The sequence below is a fragment of the Algibacter pectinivorans genome, from assembly GCF_900112595.1.
GTDB classification, from domain to species: domain Bacteria; phylum Bacteroidota; class Bacteroidia; order Flavobacteriales; family Flavobacteriaceae; genus Algibacter_B; species Algibacter_B pectinivorans.
The window spans coordinates 222,976-241,554 of sequence record NZ_FOMI01000006.1; the positions used below are offsets into that span (position 1 = coordinate 222,976).

At 33.6% G+C, this 18,579-nt stretch carries 17 protein-coding genes and 1 riboswitch; of the genes, 9 read left to right on the plus strand and 8 right to left on the minus strand.

Annotation, left to right across the window (positions count from 1 at the left end; all coding sequences use genetic code 11):
* Nucleotides 1-28 precede the first annotated feature (28 nt).
* Nucleotides 29-2,878, plus strand: coding sequence for a carbamoyl-phosphate synthase large subunit (carB, locus tag BMY96_RS10825; protein ID WP_092852030.1), 2,850 nt, complete (start codon nucleotides 29-31; stop codon nucleotides 2,876-2,878).
* 318 nt (nucleotides 2,879-3,196) lie between these two features.
* Here carB and BMY96_RS10830 read toward each other — a convergent pair whose 3' ends face one another.
* The 6 genes from BMY96_RS10830 to BMY96_RS10855 form a co-directional block, all read right to left on the minus strand.
* The gene (locus tag BMY96_RS10830) at nucleotides 3,197-3,742 is read right to left on the minus strand and encodes an acyl-CoA thioesterase (protein WP_092852032.1); all 546 of its coding nucleotides are present in this window, start codon (nucleotides 3,740-3,742) and stop codon (nucleotides 3,197-3,199) included.
* A 14-nt stretch (nucleotides 3,743-3,756) separates the two neighbouring features.
* Nucleotides 3,757-4,104 (minus strand): DUF8785 domain-containing protein, encoded by a 348-nt coding sequence (locus BMY96_RS10835; protein WP_092852034.1) that lies wholly within the window; start codon nucleotides 4,102-4,104, stop codon nucleotides 3,757-3,759.
* A gap of 9 nt (nucleotides 4,105-4,113) precedes the next feature.
* Entirely contained in the window at nucleotides 4,114-5,505 is a 1,392-nt protein-coding gene (locus BMY96_RS10840) for a DNA recombination protein RmuC (protein WP_092852036.1), read from the minus strand.
* A gap of 98 nt (nucleotides 5,506-5,603) precedes the next feature.
* Nucleotides 5,604-6,398 (minus strand): ABC transporter ATP-binding protein, encoded by a 795-nt coding sequence (locus BMY96_RS10845; protein WP_092852038.1) that lies wholly within the window; start codon nucleotides 6,396-6,398, stop codon nucleotides 5,604-5,606.
* Nucleotides 6,399-6,517: 119 nt separating this feature from the next.
* Nucleotides 6,518-7,549, minus strand: a complete 1,032-nt coding sequence (locus BMY96_RS10850; protein WP_092852040.1) for a FecCD family ABC transporter permease — start codon at nucleotides 7,547-7,549, stop codon at nucleotides 6,518-6,520.
* Nucleotides 7,550-8,695 (minus strand): ABC transporter substrate-binding protein, encoded by a 1,146-nt coding sequence (locus tag BMY96_RS10855; protein WP_092852042.1) that lies wholly within the window; start codon nucleotides 8,693-8,695, stop codon nucleotides 7,550-7,552.
* Nucleotides 8,696-8,959: 264 nt separating this feature from the next.
* A riboswitch (cobalamin riboswitch) is annotated at nucleotides 8,960-9,183 on the plus strand.
* Nucleotides 9,184-9,213: 30 nt separating this feature from the next.
* Between BMY96_RS10855 and BMY96_RS10860 the strand changes: the two genes are divergently transcribed.
* From BMY96_RS10860 to BMY96_RS16010, 4 genes are all read left to right on the plus strand, one after another.
* The gene (locus tag BMY96_RS10860) at nucleotides 9,214-11,040 is read left to right on the plus strand and encodes a TonB-dependent receptor plug domain-containing protein (protein ID WP_092852044.1); all 1,827 of its coding nucleotides are present in this window, start codon (nucleotides 9,214-9,216) and stop codon (nucleotides 11,038-11,040) included.
* Nucleotides 11,041-11,042: 2 nt separating this feature from the next.
* Complete coding sequence (locus BMY96_RS10865; RefSeq protein ID WP_092852046.1) at nucleotides 11,043-12,071, plus strand: YncE family protein; 1,029 nt, start codon at nucleotides 11,043-11,045, stop codon at nucleotides 12,069-12,071.
* Between the two features lie 184 nt (nucleotides 12,072-12,255).
* Complete coding sequence (locus BMY96_RS10870) at nucleotides 12,256-13,221, plus strand: T9SS type A sorting domain-containing protein (RefSeq protein ID WP_175473556.1); 966 nt, start codon at nucleotides 12,256-12,258, stop codon at nucleotides 13,219-13,221.
* A 334-nt stretch (nucleotides 13,222-13,555) separates the two neighbouring features.
* Nucleotides 13,556-13,714, plus strand: coding sequence for a hypothetical protein (locus tag BMY96_RS16010; RefSeq protein WP_175473557.1), 159 nt, complete (start codon nucleotides 13,556-13,558; stop codon nucleotides 13,712-13,714).
* Nucleotides 13,715-13,727: 13 nt separating this feature from the next.
* Here the strand turns inward: BMY96_RS16010 and BMY96_RS10875 are convergent, their stop codons facing one another.
* Both BMY96_RS10875 and BMY96_RS10880 read right to left on the minus strand, forming a co-directional pair.
* Nucleotides 13,728-14,444, minus strand: a complete 717-nt coding sequence (locus BMY96_RS10875; protein ID WP_092852050.1) for a Dph6-related ATP pyrophosphatase — start codon at nucleotides 14,442-14,444, stop codon at nucleotides 13,728-13,730.
* A gap of 10 nt (nucleotides 14,445-14,454) precedes the next feature.
* A complete protein-coding gene (locus BMY96_RS10880) occupies nucleotides 14,455-15,888 on the minus strand; it encodes a GFO_1087 family putative carboxy terminal peptidase (RefSeq protein ID WP_092852052.1) in 1,434 nt (477 codons plus the stop codon).
* 402 nt (nucleotides 15,889-16,290) lie between these two features.
* Between BMY96_RS10880 and BMY96_RS10890 the strand changes: the two genes are divergently transcribed.
* The 4 genes from BMY96_RS10890 to BMY96_RS10905 are packed head-to-tail and all read left to right on the plus strand — an operon-like array spanning nucleotide 16,291 to nucleotide 18,421.
* Nucleotides 16,291-16,800 carry an RNA polymerase sigma factor gene (locus BMY96_RS10890; protein WP_092852056.1) on the plus strand — a complete coding sequence of 170 codons (510 nt, stop codon included), beginning with the start codon at nucleotides 16,291-16,293 and terminating at the stop codon, nucleotides 16,798-16,800.
* Nucleotides 16,787-17,263, plus strand: coding sequence for a PG0215 family putative anti-sigma factor (locus BMY96_RS10895; RefSeq protein WP_092852058.1), 477 nt, complete (start codon nucleotides 16,787-16,789; stop codon nucleotides 17,261-17,263). Before BMY96_RS10890 ends, BMY96_RS10895 begins: the two co-directional genes overlap by 14 nt.
* 36 nt (nucleotides 17,264-17,299) lie before the next feature.
* Nucleotides 17,300-17,860: a DUF4252 domain-containing protein gene (locus BMY96_RS10900; RefSeq protein WP_092852074.1), complete on the plus strand. Its 561-nt coding sequence runs from the start codon at nucleotides 17,300-17,302 to the stop codon at nucleotides 17,858-17,860.
* An 18-nt stretch (nucleotides 17,861-17,878) separates the two neighbouring features.
* On the plus strand, nucleotides 17,879-18,421 hold the full coding sequence (locus BMY96_RS10905) for a GFO_1091 family lipoprotein (RefSeq protein ID WP_092852060.1): 543 nt from the start codon (nucleotides 17,879-17,881) through the stop codon (nucleotides 18,419-18,421).
* Nucleotides 18,422-18,579: the final 158 nt, after the last annotated feature.

Below are 18,579 nucleotides of genomic sequence, written 5' to 3' on the forward strand. Positions count from 1 at the left end.
TTAAATTACAACATAATAACGAGTAAAAATGCCGAAAAATCCTAAACTAAAATCGATACTAATTATTGGCTCAGGTCCTATTATAATAGGTCAAGCATGTGAATTTGATTATTCTGGAACTCAAGCTTTACGTTCACTTCGAGAAGATGGAATTGAAACCATTTTAATCAATTCTAACCCTGCTACAATCATGACCGATCCTTCTATGGCCGATCATGTATACTTGCTGCCTTTAAATACTAAATCGATAATTCAAATTTTAAAAGAACATCCTCAAATTGATGCTGTATTACCTACTATGGGAGGACAAACAGCATTAAATTTATGTATTGAAGCTGATGAAAAAGGAATTTGGGAAGATTTTAATGTAGAAATGATTGGTGTTAATATCGATGCTATTAACATTACGGAAGATAGAGAACAGTTTAGAGAATTAATGGGCAGAATCGGCGTAGGAATGGCGCCCCAAGCTACCGCTACATCATTTCTTAAAGGAAAAGAAATAGCTCAAGAATTTGGTTTTCCTTTATGTATTCGTTCTTCCTTTACTTTAGGTGGTGCAGGTGCTGCTATTGTTCATGATGAAAAAGATTTCGATAAATTATTACGTCGTGGTTTGGAGATTTCTCCAATTCATGAAGTTATGATAGATAAAGCATTACTAGGCTGGAAAGAATACGAGCTAGAACTTTTAAGAGACGCTAACGGTAATGTGGTTATTATCTGTTCTATCGAGAATATGGATCCAATGGGAATTCATACAGGAGATTCTATTACAGTAGCACCAGCAATGACATTAAGCGATAAAACCTACCAAAAAATGCGTGATATGGCTATACATATGATTCGTAGTATTGGTGATTTTGCAGGTGGTTGTAATGTGCAATTTGCGGTAAGTCCAGATGAAAGAGAGGAAATTATTGCTATCGAGATTAACCCACGTGTATCGCGTTCTTCGGCATTGGCAAGTAAAGCAACTGGATATCCAATTGCTAAAATTGCTGCAAAATTAGCCTTAGGTTATCATTTAGATGAGTTAAATAACCAAATTACAAAATCTACATCGGCCTTATTTGAGCCTACTTTAGATTATGTAATTGTAAAAATACCACGTTGGAATTTTGATAAGTTTGAAGGTTCTGATAGAACTTTAGGACTACAAATGAAAGCCGTAGGAGAAGTAATGGGTATTGGCCGTTCTTTTCAAGAGGCCTTGCATAAAGCAACGCAGTCTTTAGAAATTAAACGTAACGGTTTAGGTGCCGATGGTAAAGAAAACACCAATTACGAAGAGATTTTAGATAAATTGAAATTTGCATCATGGGATCGTGTTTTTATAATTTACGATGCCATTAAAATGGGAATTCCTTTAAGCCGTATTTTCGAAATTACTAAAATCGATATGTGGTTCTTAAAGCAATACGAAGAGCTTTATTTCTTAGAAAAAGAAATATCTACTTTTAATATCGATACTATTGATAAAGAATTGTTATTAGAAGCAAAACAAAAAGGTTATGGCGACAGACAAATAGCGCATATGCTGCGTTGTTTAGAAAGTCAAGTGTATAGCAAACGTGAAGAATTAGGCATAAACAGAGTATATAAATTAGTAGATACTTGTGCGGCAGAGTTTGAAGCTAAAACACCTTATTATTACTCTACTTTCGAGAGTGATATGGAAGTAAATGGAAAACGCTACTCCGATAATGAAAGTATCGTATCCGATAAGAAAAAAATTATTGTTTTAGGGTCTGGACCTAATAGAATTGGACAAGGAATTGAGTTCGATTATTGTTGTGTTCATGGGGTTTATGCAGCACAAGAGTGTGGCTACGAAACCATTATGATAAACTGTAACCCAGAAACGGTATCTACAGATTTTGATACGGCCGATAAACTATATTTCGAGCCTGTATTCTGGGAGCATATCTACGATATTATTAAGCACGAAAAACCAGAAGGTGTTATTGTACAGTTAGGAGGGCAAACCGCATTAAAATTAGCCGAAAAGCTTACAAAATATGGTGTTAAAATTATAGGTACAAGTTTTGAATCATTGGATTTGGCCGAGGATAGAGGTTTATTCTCTAATCTGTTAAAAGAAAATAATATTCCTTATCCAAAGTTTGATATCGCTACTACTGCCGATGAAGCTGCAGCAATTGCAGATGTGTTGGATTTTCCAATACTAGTAAGACCATCATACGTATTAGGAGGTCAAGGCATGAAAATTGTTATTAACAAAGAAGAGTTAGAACAACATGTAGTCGATTTACTTAGCAGAATGCCAGGGAATCAATTATTACTAGATCATTATTTAGACGGAGCCATAGAAGCAGAAGCCGATGCTATTTGCGATGGTGAAAACGTTTATATTATTGGTATCATGGAGCATATAGAGCCATGTGGTATTCATTCAGGAGATAGTAACTCTACATTACCACCATTTAACTTAGGTGAGTTTGTAATGCAGCAAATAAAGGATCATACTAAAAAAATAGCATTAGCGCTTAATACGGTAGGTTTAATAAACATACAGTTTGCTGTAAAAGACGATACTGTTTATATTATTGAAGCGAACCCAAGAGCCTCTAGAACAGTACCGTTTATAGCCAAAGCGTATAAAGAGCCTTATGTAAATTACGCAACAAAAATCATGTTAGGGGAGAAAAAAGTAACAGACTTTAATTTTAACCCACAACTAGAAGGTTATGCCATTAAGCAGCCAGTATTCTCTTTTAACAAGTTTCCAAATGTAGATAAGCGTTTAGGACCAGAAATGAAGAGTACCGGAGAAAGCATCTTATTTATAGATAGCTTAAAGGACGATGCATTTTACGATTTATACTCTAGACGAAAAATGTATTTAAGTAAATAAATTAAATATATAGTAAAATAAAAAATCCCGTGTTATACGGGATTTTTTTTGTTTTGGGTGTTACCACACCCTTCGTCTGCGCTCAGGGCAAGCGGTTGGGCTTTCCGCTATACCTGCCTGCCGATAGGCAGGTCTTTTTTTTAAGTAAGTACTAAATTTAAGCCATGTGCTAGCGCTTAAGGCATAGTATAAAACCAAGAAATAAAGTTAGATTGTAAAAAAAAGGACGCCGCTTCAATCCCTAACGCAACTATTCGCTAAAGTTTATATAAACACTAAGGGTTAATGTTTGCTTTTAAAAACTATGGAATACAATAACTAAGACTCAAAAAGCTCTATAGTGGCGTTTTGTGTTTTAATTAAGTCCAAATGCTCTTCCATTTTAAACTCAGACGAATTAAATCTAGTAGATCTCGTTCTAGTCTGTTCTTGCCTAGCAATACTTCTAGCAAAGCGTCTAATACTTTGTTTGCTATCTAAAATTAAACCAGGTACTTTAACGTTTTTGCCATTTTCATCCTTAGCAACCATGGTAAAATAAGACGAGTTACAATGCTTAATTTCCCCGGTTTGAATGTTTTGAGATTCCACACGAAGTCCAATAACCATCGAGGTTCTACCTGTATAATTTACAGATGCTTTAAGGGTTACTAATTCGCCAACCTCAATAGGATTTAAAAAATCAACCTTGTTTACCGATGCTGTAACACAATAATGTCTAGAGTGTTTTGAGGCGCATGCAAATGCAATTTGATCCATTAAATTTAAAATATGCCCACCATGAATTTTACCACTAAAATTGGAGTGCGCAGGTAACATAAGTTCTGTAATCGATACTTGAGAGTCTTTAGCGTGTTTAAACATATTGTATGTTGGTTTTAGTTTTTTTCTTCTTCTACTTTAGTTATAAAATATTGGGTGTCTCCTAGCCAAAATAAAGTTTTGTAACGTTCAAAATAATGGAGTTTTACAAATTTACCTTGAAACTTGGTAAGATCTTCAATAACTTGTTTTTGGTTGTCTTCCACCGAAAAAATAAATATTTGAGATTCCGATACGCCTTGGCTTATTTCACCTTCCCAGGTTTTAAAAAGCATACCCTTATTGCTAAATTTAACAAGTTTGCCAGCACGCACACCTTCACTATAATGCACAAAGTATATAAAGCTGAAATAACCAGCTATTATTAAAAGGAAGACTATAAATGTTTTAAATAGAAATTTCATAAATTAAGTTTAAATATCGTCGTCGTCTTGTGCACGTTTAATTATAGCTTCAGGAAGTGCTTTTTTAGCTTTTGCACCCATTTTCTTAAGTTTTTCAACACTGGTAATTAAGTTTCCTCGGCCTTCAAACAACTTGTTCATGGCAGAATTATAATCGACCTTCGATGCATCAATTTTTTTGCCAACACCTATTAAATCTTTCATTAAGCCTTCAAACTTATCATATAAATTTCCTGCTTGTTTAGCTATTTCAATGGCATTACGTTGTTGCTTTTCGTTATTCCACATGCTATCAATAGTTCGCAAGGTAGCCAACAGGGTAGAAGGTGTTACAATAACAATATTCTTTTCAAAGGCTTTGTTGTAAATAGAATTATCTTCATTTACAACTACTGCAAATGCAGGTTCTATTGGTATAAATAACAACACAAAATCTGGCGATTCTATATCGTATAAATCTTGGTAATTTTTTTCCGAAAGTTGATCTACATGCCTTCTAATAGAATTTACATGCGCCTTTAAATGCATCGGTTTATCATCATCATCTGCATTTACCAAACGTTCGTAATCGGTTAAGGATACTTTACTATCAATAATCATTTTTTTACCGTCCGGAAGATTTAAAACCACATCTGGTAATACACGTGTACCATCTTCGCGAGTAAAATTTTGTTGTACAAAATATTCTCTATCTTTCTCTAAACCAGATTTTTCTAGCACGCGCTCTAAAACCAGTTCGCCCCAATTTCCTTGCATTTTACTATCGCCTTTTAAAGCTCTTGTAAGGTTTGTTGCTTCTTTTGTCATTTGCTGATTTAAATCTTTTAAGCCTAATAACTGCTCTTTTAACGCCGAATGCATACTAATACTTTCCTTTTGGGTTAAATCTACCTTTTCTTCAAAAGTTTTAATCTTTTCTTGAAGCGGATTTAAAATATTTTTAATGTTTTCTTTATTCTGAAGCGTGAATTTTTCAGACTTTTCATCCAATATCTTGGTCGCTAATAGTTCAAAATCTTTACGAAGTTGTTCTTGGCGTAACTCTAATTCTTTATCACGTTTTAAGTTTAATTCTTGAAGATTTTCAAATTCTGAATTTTTCCTAGCCAATTCCGTGTTTAAAAAATCCTTTTCGCGTCTAATTTCTTCGCGCTCCAATTCTGTTTTAGATATAACTTGACGCAGTTCTTCAATTTGATTTGAAAATTGTTGGTTTTGTTTTTCGTTTTCGGTTTGATGGTGTGCTTTTAAATCATCAATTTGTAATTGCAGATTTGTATTGCGTTCTTCAAGCGTGCTTTGTTCGCTTTTACTTTTAAGTTTTGTAAAAAGCATACCTAAATAACCACCTATTCCTGCGGAAATTAGTATTGCGATAATGAGAATAAGACTGTCGTTCATTTAGAAAATTATGATTAAATCAAAGATAATTTTTTTAGGTCGAACTTCTAGTAGTGAGTAAAGAAGATTTAGGTTTTAAAACGAGTTTTTCAGCATTCTTATTTTTTCACCCTAAAACTTCCTGTTTTTTCATCGAAGGCTATTAAATCTTTAGGGAATAAATGATTAAAAGTTCCTTTAGAAATTAAGTTACAAGGTGTATTTGAAACCACGTCATTTTCAGTCATTACAATTAAATTATCACATAACTGAATAGCCAAATCTATTTCGTGTGATGAGAATAGAATCGTTTTATTTGTGTCTTTTGCTAATTTTTGAAGTAATTTTAAAATGTATGCTTTATGATACATATCTAGATGCGTAGTAGGTTCATCTAGAATAATTAAGTCTGTATCTTGAGCTAAAGCACGTGCAATCATAACTTTTTGTAATTGGCCATCGCTAAGCTCAAAACACTTTTTATGTTTTAATTCTGTAATATTGGTTAGTTCGAGAGCGTTATTTATAGCTTCGGTATCTTGTTTTGATATTGTACCTATCCAGTTGGTATATGGTTGTCTGCCTAAAGCGACCAACTCAAAAACAGATAGGTTTTTGGATGTAATTTGTTCGGTGAGTACCAAACTCAGCACTTTGGCTAATTCTAAAGGCGCATGATCATTTACCTTTTTATCGTTAATTTCAATAGTGCCTTCTAAGGGATTTTGAACTTGTGTTAAGGTTCGTAATAATGTCGATTTTCCAATACCATTTGCACCAATTAATCCAACAAGTTCCCCTCTTTTTAATTCGATATTTATATTTGAAGCAATACACGTGTGCTTCTTTTTGGAAATATAACCTATCGATAAATTGCTGGTTTTTAAAATGATATGTTGGTTTTTTTCTGTCACAAATTCATGAATTTTCTCTATTCTCTATTCTCTATTCTCTATTCTTTCTTTCGGTAACCCGTCTCCTGTCTTCGGTCTTCCGTCTTCCGTCTCCTGTCATCAATCTCCCGTCACACACCTCAAAACACCATTTTTCGTTTACTTACCAATAACCAAATTATTACAGGAGCCCCAATTAAAGCTGTAATGGCATTGATAGGTAAAGTTAAATCGCTATACGGTAATTGTGCAATACTATCGCAAATTAGCATAACAATAGCACCAAATAAAAACACAGCGGGTAATAGAATTTTATGGTTCGATGTATTAAATACTTGTCTTGTAAGATGCGGAATGGCTAACCCTATAAAGGCAATTGGTCCTGTAAATGCGGTTATGGTTCCTGCTAAAAGGCTAGTGGCTATAATAATGATTAATCGGCTTTTTTTAATATTTAAACCTAAGCTTTTAGCGTAGTTTTCGCCTAAAAGTAAGGTGTTTAAGGTTTTTATGGATAGTATGGCCAATATTAAACCAATGCTATAAATTATAAAAAGAATGCTAAGATCTGTCCATGATAAATTACCCAGGCTTCCAAAACCCCAAAACACGTATTGCTGTAATTGTTCGGCAGATCCAAAATAGGAGAGTACGCTAACTATAGCTGCGGTGATACTTGCAAACATGAGGCCTATTATTAAAATAGCCATAGTATCTCTAACTTTTAAGGAAACCATTAAAACAGCCAATAGCACCAGAAAACTGCCTAAACTAGCTGCAATTACAATACCCCATTTGGATACAAATAAAGCCCCAAATACACCTCCAAAAACACTGGAGCCTAATATTACTAATGCTACGCCCAAACTGGCACCAGAACTAATACCTAAAACAAAAGGACCTGCTAGAGGATTTCTAAATAAAGTTTGCATTAAAAGCCCAGAAATGCCCAAGCCAGAACCTACAATTATTGCCGTAAAAGCCTTTGGTAATCTGTAATTTTGAATAATATGTTGCCAGGTTTCGTGTTCTGTAGAGTTGCCAATTAAACTATTAAAAATCGCTTTAAAAGGAATGGATACAGAGCCCAAACTTATATTCAAGAAAAAGCAAACCACTAAAATAGCTGTTAATATAATAGAGGGTAATTTATATGTTTTTTTATCTATCAACTAGTCTAAACGTTTAAAAAAGAAGGGTTTGTAATGTGCTAATAATTCTGGGTGGCAAATTTTAATTAGGTCCTTTAAAACTAGGTCTGGTCGTGTCATGCCTAATTCGTAATACAACACACCTCCAGAAGTGCCTGTTGTGTTTGTAAAACTATAAATATTTTTAGATTTAAAAGCATCGAATAAGGTATGGTTGTTATTTCCGTTTTCTAAAGCTTCTAGGCTAGAATAATTTGAAGGACTTAGCCAAATATCGGCACTTTTAGCTTTCACAAAAACCGATTCAAAATTCAATTTTAAACTACCTACGCCATTGGTATGTTGCCACAAATAGTTAACATTAGCGTCTTTAAAAAGTTGAGCTTCGGTACTTGTGCCATTTGGTAAGTACCAAATATCGCTATGCATGGCACCGCTTAAAACTGTTGGCCTATCTTTTACGTTTTTTGCCAGTTGTTTGGCTTCTAAATAATCTTTTTCTATGCTCTTAAATATAGAATCGGCTTGTTGTTCTTTATTGTAAAGGGCACCAAAAAACTTTATCCATTCGGCTTTAGCTAGGGGTGAGCGTTCTACCCAATCGCCATTAAAAATAACTGGTATTCCTGCTTTTTTTATAGTTTCTAAGGAGCGGTTATTGCCATCTATTCCAAAACCGACAATTAAATCTGGGCTTAATTCTAAAAGGATTTCGGTGTTTAAACCTTCATTTTTGCCTAATTCTCTTATGTTTCCGTTGTTTATTTGTGCTCTTATTTTTTCAGATGAAATATAATCCGTTCCAGGAAACCCTATTAACGTTTGTTCAACATCTAAAAGCTCTAATGCCGGAATATGCGTAGTAGATGTAACCACTATTTTCTGAATAGGATTAATAATTATACCATCATATTCACCCGTCATAAAGCTAGTTTTGGCAGCATTTTCTTTACTTATTAAAACATATTTAAATGTCTTATCGGCATTAGGCCACGGTTTTTTAATGGTTAAAACTTTATAGTTTTTGTGAATTTTAATAGAAAAGCCTTCAGCATATTTTACAAGTAATTCTTGGCTTGTTTCAAATGCTTCAATGTGTTGCTTTGGTTCATTTTTACAATTGAAGCAAATAGCAAGTAGTAATAATAAAAATAGTTTAGATTTCATACACTCATGTAACATTAGTAATGCCCTATGTTTTATTTGATAATTAATTTTGTTAAAAATTTTAAACCTATGCGAAACGGGTCAAATTTAACAATATATATAGTAGCTGTAGTTATTATAGTTCATTTTCTTGCAGGCTTTATTTATCTACTCTATAAAATGAATAAGAAAAAGTAGATTTTTGTCTGTTTACTAGTTTTAAATCGTTTACTTTTGCAATGAATTTGGTTTGACTTAGTCGCCAAGAATAAGTTTCGATGATTTTAAAGAAATCCCGAAACAAGTTCCGACCGACTTAGCCAATTAAAAGGGAATCTGGTGCAATTTTATAATTAATTCCAGAACTGTTCCCGCAACTGTAAGTTTATGCTAAACATGTTTTAGTACCTCGTTAAGAGGGTGTTGTGCACTACAACCACTGGCGTTTCGCTGGGAAGGAAAAGCAACATTAAATAAGTCAGGAGACCTGCCATTTTCATCATCTAAAATAACTCTCGGGTAAAGAGTTTTAAAGATTTATGAAACATATATACATTTTACTACCATTTGTAATTGGCTTTTCTACTTTAGCAAAAGCTCAGGTTGATGCTGTGCAAAAGTTAGACGAAGTTGTAATTAGCGATACCAAGTTAATAGATTACGCCAATGGGATAAAAATAGAAATTCTTTCAGATTCTATTATCAATAATAATAGGACGTCTTTAACAGGTTTACTGGCTTTTAATTCTAACCTGTATTTTAAAGAAAACGGTTTTGGTATGGTATCGTCGCCCTCATTTAGAGGTACCAATGCATCCCAAACCGCGGTAGTTTGGAATGGCATTAATATAAACTCGCAACTTAACGGTCAAACAGATTTTAATACCATTAATACATCCAACTATAATTCCATAGCTATAAGAAGCGGTGGCGGAAGCGTGCAATATGGAAGTGGTTCTATTGGAGGGAGTATTCATTTAAATAATAATTTAAGTTTTACAGAGCATTTTAAAACGGTTTTAAGAACAGGATACGGGAGTTTTAATTCTAAAAACTTAGGCTTTAATTCGGCTTTTGGTACTAAATTATATACCGGTAATGTTGCTGTAACTTATGTAGATTCCAATAACGATTACAAATACTTAGGTACAGACCAAATAAATGAAAATGGTGCGTTTAATAATCTCAATTTAAACGCCAATTTAGGATTTTATGTCTCTAATAAAGATATTATAAAGCTATACCATCAAAGTTATTTTGGAAATCGAAACTTTTCCGGAACGCTGGTTGGTCCTTCTAGAAGTAAATACGAAGACGAGAATTTTAGAACCATGTTAGAGTGGGCTAGAACTTCCGGAAAATTTAGCTCGAAAGTAAAAGCAGTGCATTTACACGAATTGTTTAAATATTTTGAAAACAAAGACAAAGCTAATTTTAGTTTAGGTAGTGTAAATACCCTTTTGGTTAATCAGAATTTTAATGTGAGTTTTAGCGATAAACTACAGTTTAAAACCATATTAGAATATTCGAATACCAAAGGAAAAGGAGATAGTTTTAAGGCACCGGTAAGAAACGCATTTTCTACAACAGCGTTACTTAATCACAAACTCAGTAACGTAATTCGTTATGGCATTAACCTTAGACAAGATTTTATAACGGGAGGTGAGAGACCATTTGTATTTTCTGTTGATGCTAGTTTTGATTTATTTGAACATTATCAGATTCAAATAAACGGTTCTAAAAACTACCGTATTCCTACATTTAACGATTTGTATTGGCAACCAGGAGGTAATTTAGATTTGGTTCCAGAATCGTCTTACCAAATAGATTTAGGGCAAAATTTTAGTTACCCTCATTTAAATGTAAAGTTAAATGGCTATTATATTAATACCAAAGACATGATTCAGTGGGTGCCGAATAATACAGGTATATGGTCGCCAGTAAACATTGGTGAGGTTGCAAGCTATGGTGCAGAAATAGAGGTGAAATCGCATTACACCATTAATAAGCATCAACTTCATTTTTCGGGTCATTACTCGTATACTGTTTCAGAAGATTTAGAAACTAATAAGCAGCTTATTTATGTGCCTTTTCATAAAGGTAATTTAAATTTGGCTTATGGTTATAAACGTTTTTCAATGTTTTATCAACATCTTTTTAATGGCGAAGTTTCTATTATAGGAAACTCATTATCTAGTTATGATTTTGGTAACATGGGGGTAAGTTATGTGTTTAATCAGAATAAAAAAGTGAATTATACCATAGATTTTAAACTTAACAATCTATACAATACCTATTACGAAAATGTGGCCTTAAGGCCCATGCCAAATAGAAACTTTCAAATACAAACAACAATTAAATTTTAAAAATGAAAATCAACAAATTACTAGTATTAGCCTTATTAACAAGTATTTTTATTACCTCTTGTAGTGAAGATAGCGATGACAATCCAGTGGCGCCAAAAGGCGATTATGAAAATGGATTAATAATTTCTCACGAAGGTAATTTTGGGCAAGGAAATGCCTCTGTATCTTTTGTGTCAGATGATTTTTTAACAGTCGAAAACAATGTTTTTAGTAATGTAAATGGCTCACCTTTAGGAGATACGGCACAAAGCATAACTTTTAGTGATGATTTAGCTTATATTGTTTTAAATGTTTCTAATAAAATTGAAGTTGTAAACCGTTACACATTCGAGTCTGTTGCCACTATTAATACAACAGTTATTAACCCAAGGTATATGGCTATTTCTAATGGAAAAGGATATGTTACAGCTTGGGGAGACTTTAGTGATGAAACTGATGATGCATTATTAGTTATCGATTTAACCACAAATACGATTTCTAAAACTATTGCAACAAATTATTTGCCAGAAGAAGTTATAGCTGTAGATAATAAAGTTTTTGTAGCAACAGGTGTTTTTGGCTATGGCAACCTAGTCGATGTAGTAAATACGGATTCTGATGTTATAGAGACAACTATTACTGTAGGCAGTGCTCCAAATTCTTTTCAGTTAGATGCTAATAATGATTTATGGGTGCTAACTTCTGAAAATCTTGTAGAAATTAATACCACTTCCAATGAAGTTGAACAAACTTTAAGTTTTGATGACACTATTTCATCACCTTCACATTTAAATTTTTATAATGGTGACTTTTACTTCTACGCCGGAGGTTCTGTTTATAAACAAGATGCTACAGCAACAAGCATAACAGCAGAAGCTATTTTATCTGGTCTTAATTTTTACGATATGTCTGTAGATAACGATATGGTTTATGGTGTAGATGCTAAAGATTTTTCTAGTAATGGCGATTTAGTGGTTTATAATTTAACAACAAGTGCTTTAATAAATACAACAACCTTAAATATTATTCCAGGAGGCGTTTATTTTAATTAAGAAAAAGGACTTGTTATTTTAAGTTTTTAAAGCCCAGATTTATAATGTTCAAGGAAATATAATACGAATACTATATGGGTGTGAAACAAAGTAATTAGTTCATTTAATAATAAGCAAAAAATAATAATATATAAAGAACAGTTACACCTTGTGACTGTTTTTTTTACACCAAATTTTAAAAATTATGAAGCAAAATTCCCTCAATTTAGTGCTTTTTTTACTGTTCAATTTATCTGTAATCGCACAATCTTACGCCCCAAAAGCAGGAGCAGAAGGCTCCACAGCAATTCATCGCGATTCTGAAAACTTTATAGCTTGGGCAACAAGAGTTACCGTAGTTCGCGGACCTCAAAATATTACAAATCCTACTGGAGATATGGCAACTGTTGGAGTGCCAGAAAATGCCCAGGGTAGATCTAATGGGCAAATTGTAAGTCTTGGCGATGGTGGTTCGGCAATTTTAACCTTCCAGAATGCCATTAGCAATACCTCTGGTTTTGATTTTGCTGTTTTTGAAAATAGCTTTAGCGATACGTTTTTAGAATTGGCTTTTGTTGAGGTAAGCTCAGATGGTGTAAACTATTTTAGATTTCCTTCGCATAGCCAAACGCAAACCGATACGCAGGTTGGAGGTTTTGGTAGCGTAGACCCTACTTATATTAATAATTTGGCTGGAAAATATAGAGCGAGTTATGGCACACCTTTCAATTTGGATGATATTCAAGATCATGCTTTGTTAAATAAAAACGCAATTACTCATATTAAAATTATTGATGTAATTGGCACTATAGATCCTACTTATGCAACTTACGATAGCTACGGAAACATAGTAAATGATCCTTATGCAACGCCGTTTGGGTCGTCGGGTTTCGATTTGGATGCTGTTGGGGTTCTTAAAGCGGCAACCTTAAGCGTGGAAACTACTAATAAAAATGTACTAGAACTATATCCTAATCCGGCTTCAAGTCATTTTTCTGTACCCCAATCGGGAACCGTATCTATATACTCGGTTTCCGGACGTTTGGTGCACAAGCAAATTGTTAGTAATACGGCAGTTCTGGTCGACATAAACCAGTTAATGCCGGGTGTTTATCTAGTGAAATTATCGAATAAAACGGGTGTGTATACCCAAAGATTAATAAAGAAATAACTATACCTATTTTATGTTATTTTGAAAAGAAGGCTGCCTATTTTGGGCAGTCTTTTTTATGTTGTCATTTATTTGTAAGATAATAAAAACTTAACAAAATTACTAGTTTTGAAATTTAGAAAAGTGTTTTACCAACCAGCGAGGTCTCCAAGACCTTGTAGGTTTACTGTTTTTTGTACTCTATATCTACAAGGTTTTTAAAACCTTGCAATACCTACAACTTAAAACAAGTATTGTAAAATAATTGAAGGACAACTATTTAATTCTAAAAAATAAACTTTATTATGAAAGTTTTATCTTTAACCTCGACTTACAATACCCATAATTACAAGTAATGAAACTAATTGAATACTTAACAGGCCAAGGCGGCATGATGCTTCTAGGCTTAATTGCTGTAACTGTCTTTATTATAAGAAAATATAAAGAAAAGCGCTATTTTAAAGATGTTGAAAGGCGTATAAATAATAGAAATAAAAACCAAGGTTCTAAATAAAACTTTATTCCATTTAAGGTATTAAATCGCAGTACCAAACACCATAATTATCTGCGGCGCATACCGAGTCATCATTAGTTTTTGGTGCCTTATATTCTCGGTATACTTTTTCGCCTATGGTGAATGTAATGGGGTTTTTAAAAATAGGCCCATCAAAACAAAAGGTATGAAACTCGCCGTTTTCGCCGCAAGGGTCTACACCTTCGGGAAGGTTTTCTATAAAATTTTTATCTATTACGGTTCCAACAAAATCTTCATTAAAATATTTTGAATTGGCACAAACGACAATGGTTTTAAAACCTAAATCTAAAAAGTCGTTTAATAGTGTTTTAGTGTTCTTTTTCCAAAGTGGAAATACAGATTTTATGCCTTGTTTCTCCAATTGCTGTTCTCTATAAGTTCTTAAGTCTTCTAGAAATATATCGCCAAAAGCGGTATGCGTATAGCCTTCTTTTTTTAGTCTTGAAGTAATTTTAAGCATTTCTTGTTCGTAAACGGCCATACTTGGCATTTCTGGTAATTCAATTAAACTTGCAGGAATGCCAATAGCTTTGGTTTGGGCAGTAAGTAACTCCTTTCTTAAACCGTGCATAGAAACCCGATTGTAATGGCTGTTTACGGTGGTAATTAACTCGTTTACGGTAAAACGTTCGTCTTGTAATAGGTAATGCAGCGCTAAAGCAGAATCTTTACCAGAGCTCCAGTTGAAGTAGGTTTTTAGTGTTTTCAATGTAATAGGTTTACTCGATAATCATGCCACCTTCAAGTGGATTTAATGCATTACTGTCCATTAATAACTTAAAGGATTGTGCTGATTTCGATTTTATGGATTGAAATTTAGCCATTGCGTCTTCTATATCTGCCAATGCAAGTGCCAACATGGGTTCATTTACATCGCCTAAAACGCCATAATTAAGTGGGTTTTCGTCGTACTCAAAACCTATTGAAGGCGGTAAACCATCACCCGGAACGGTTTCATTGTTTTTATTAACGCCATTGGCTATTAAAGGTTGCATAGCGTAGGTGTGACTTGGGTTTGCACCTTGTCTGCCAAAATTTGGAGAGTCGTACAGTGTTCTTGAGGCCTGTGTTTTACCAACCGTATTACTGCCTATTTTAACCACATTCTCTAAATAAGGTTCTAAACCATTTATTAACCCCTCGCTTGCCGAGGCAGAACTACCTGTGGCTAATACGTATACTTTGTTTAAACCTAAACTGTTTATTGTAGTACCATCGTCTAACTTACTAGCAAAATTAAAATCGGTATTATTGTTTTGTAAAGTACTATTGTATATCAGTTTTTCGAAAACTTCGCCAGTGTATTGACCGGTAATCATACTCGCTAAATAGGCCGTTGTACTTACGGAACCACCAGGGTTATAGCGTAAATCGACTACCAAATGTTGCACATTACTTGCTTTAAAGGTGCCAAAAACTTCGTTTAATTCGTTTTCTGAACCTGCTGTAAAGCCATTGTACATTAGGTAACCCACATTTTCGCCACCTACATTTATAATTTTAGTGTCGTAAATAGGATCTTCGGTGTATTGTACTTTTCCAACAGGTATATCTTCATTTAATGGGTCAATACTGTCGTCTGTGGTTTCTATGGTACCTTTATCGTTATAAAACCCTAGATTAAGTGTATAGGAATCTTGACCAAGTAATGTTCTTAAATTATTGTTAGTAAGTCTTTGGCCATCTATGGCATAAAATATATCACCACGCTTTAAACCCGCATTATCTGCAGGACTATTAGGCAGTACTAAGCGTATAACTCCAAAACCTTCGGTTGTACTATTTGGTGCTGCAAATAAAGCGAATTCCATACCATTGGTTAAGGTGTTGCCTTGAAATTGCTGCTCTAGAGCAAGGTAATCGTCTACAATCCAACTAAATCTATCTACTGTTTCGGTTTGGTATAAAAGACTTTCAAATAAATTGAATGGTGAGTTAAATGTGTTAAGGTATTCGGTGTATTCTGAGGCATTTGAAAATCTATCGTCGGCTAAATTAGGGATGTTGTCTTTATATAAATAAAAAATATTCATGCCGCTATACACAAAGTCATTTATATCATTTGCAGAGGCAGCCACATCATCGTTATCTTGAAAACAACTGGTTAAAATTACAGCAGTGCATATTAATAATAGGCCTTTTAACTTATTCATAGTTTTGCAGTTTTATATATGTAGTCGATAAAACCTTAAATTTACTTACATTATTGTATTAAATCACAGGAATTTTAATTTGATTATTGGTAAACTTAAATTTTACTTTGCTAATTTAAATATAAGATGAAAGTAATTGCTGGGTTAAGTAACTATAATTTTAGCTTTATTTTGGCCGGTATGCCCGCGTAAGGCCTGCCTGCCGGAGGCAGGGATTGAGCAATTGTTGGAGCTCCTCTTTGAGAGCGACTTGTGAAAGCCCGACCCAAAGGGTTACCAGCCTGCCGGCAGGCAGGCGCCCAAATTTTAAAATAATTTTTAATTGCTGTGTAACAAATTAAATACTGTGTCGTCGTAATAGAAATAGCCGTAACCAAGCTGTTTTATTTAAACCAAACCAAAATGACTCAAAAGGAGTTTTTAAATATTGTAATGCCTTTTAAGGATAAAGTATTTCGATTAGCGAAACGCTTGTTAATATCCACAGAAGAGGCCGAGGATGCCACACAAGAGGTGTTATTGAAATTGTGGAATAATAAGGTAAAAATTGCCGAGTATAAAAATGTTGAGGCTTTTTCTATGACGATGACCAAGAATTACTGTTTTGATAAGTTAAAATCGAAACAAGCACAAAATTTAAAACTGGTGCATAGTAATTATGAAGAGAAAAATACGCCTTTACAAAAGCAAGTAGAATTAAATGATAGTGTGAATTGGGTAGGAAAAATTATAGCCGATTTACCAGAACAACAAAAAATGATAATCCAATTACGAGACATTGAGGATTATGATTTGGATGAGATTGCAAAAATGCTGGATATGAATAATACAGCGGTACGTGTAGCCTTATCTAGAGCAAGAAAAACAATAAGAGAAAAATTAACAAATACACACAGTTATGGTGTTAAATAATATAGAAAAATTACTAGAAAAGTACGAAAACGGTGAGACATCGCTTAAAGAAGAGCAGCAGTTAAAAAACTATTTTTCGCAAGAAACTGTAGCGCCACATTTAGAAGTGTACAAGCCTATGTTCGCATATTTTTTGGTAAACAAGCAAGAGCAATTTACTAAAGACGTTCCATTAAAAACAACACGTAAATTTAATTACAAATGGATTTCTGTCGCAGCAGTAGCAGTGCTTATGCTAGGGTTTTATTTTGGTAGTACATTAGGTCAGGACGATTTAGGTACCTACGATGATCCCGAATTAGCTTTTAATGAATTTTCGAAATCTATGGAAATGATTTCGTCTAAATTTAACAAAGGCGCAGCAACGGTTAGCTATCTTAATGAAGTGGGTAAAGGAACTTCAACACTAGGATATCTTAACGAGGTTGAAAACACAACTCGTATAATTTTTAAAACGTATTAAAGAAGAATGATAGTAAATAAATTAAAAACAAGAACAATGAGAAATAAATTAATAGTATTCGTAATGGCTCTGATGTTAGTACCCTTAACAGGTATGGCACAGAAAGATATTTTTGAAAAATATAATGATAACTCCGATGTTACTTATGTTTCGATAAAGCCTAAAATGTTTCAAATGATTGCTAAAATGGGCATTAGTATTGATGATCCCGAGGCTAGAGCCTATATGGATATGGTGCAAAGTATAACTAGCTTTAAAACTATTGTTACCGATAATAAATCTATTGCAGCCGATATTTCTAAATGGGTGTCATCGCGCTCTGGTGGCTTAGAAGAGTTAATGGAAGTTAAAGACGACGGTAGCGAGGTTAAGTTTTACGTAAAGGAAGGTAAAGATGCCGATCACGTAAAAGAGCTATTAATTTTTGTAAACGGCATTGATAGTAAAATGGAAGAGAAAATTGAAATTAATGGTAAAGAACGTAAAATTGAAACGGTAGTAGTATCGCTTACAGGAGATATTGATCTTAATCAAATCTCGAAGCTTACCGATAAAATGAATATTCCCGGTGGGCAACATCTTGAAAAAAATAAATAAACCATCAATTAATCAATCATGAAACGAACAATTAAACTTTTAGCCATCGCAATTATTACCGCAGTTAGTTTTACTAGCTGTGGTAATGATGCGAGTTTGCAACGCTATTTTGTAGACCACCAGGAGACTAAAAACTTTATTTCGCAAGATTTTCCTTTATCTATGATAGAGATTGATAAATCTAATTTTACCGAAGTGGAAGAAGAGGCATATAACTCTGTAAACAAATTAAATTTTTTAGGTTATAAATCTGATAGTACGGACCTAGAAACATTTAATGCCGAAGTAGCCAAAGTAAAAGCTATTTTAAGCCAAAGTAAGTATAACGACCTTATGGAGTTTAGCGATAAAGGCAACAAAATAGCGGTTAAATATATTGGTGATGATGAGGAAACCGACGAGTTTATTATTTTTGGTAGCCATACCGATATGGGCTTTGGTATTGTTAGAGTTTTAGGCGACGATATGAATCCGGAAAAAATGATAACTTTAATGGAGACCATGAAACAAGCCGACTTAGATAAGGCACAACTAGATAATATTGTAAACTTTTTTAAGTAAACATTTATTTTTAAAGCAATAAAAAAAGCTTCCTAATTTAGGAAGCTTTTTTTATTATATACTATTGTCTCGTCCTGAAATAGTGTTACACTTAACATTATTTATTTATGAAACCATTCGATTCAAATTACAAAAAGCGCACACAAAAAGATTACAGT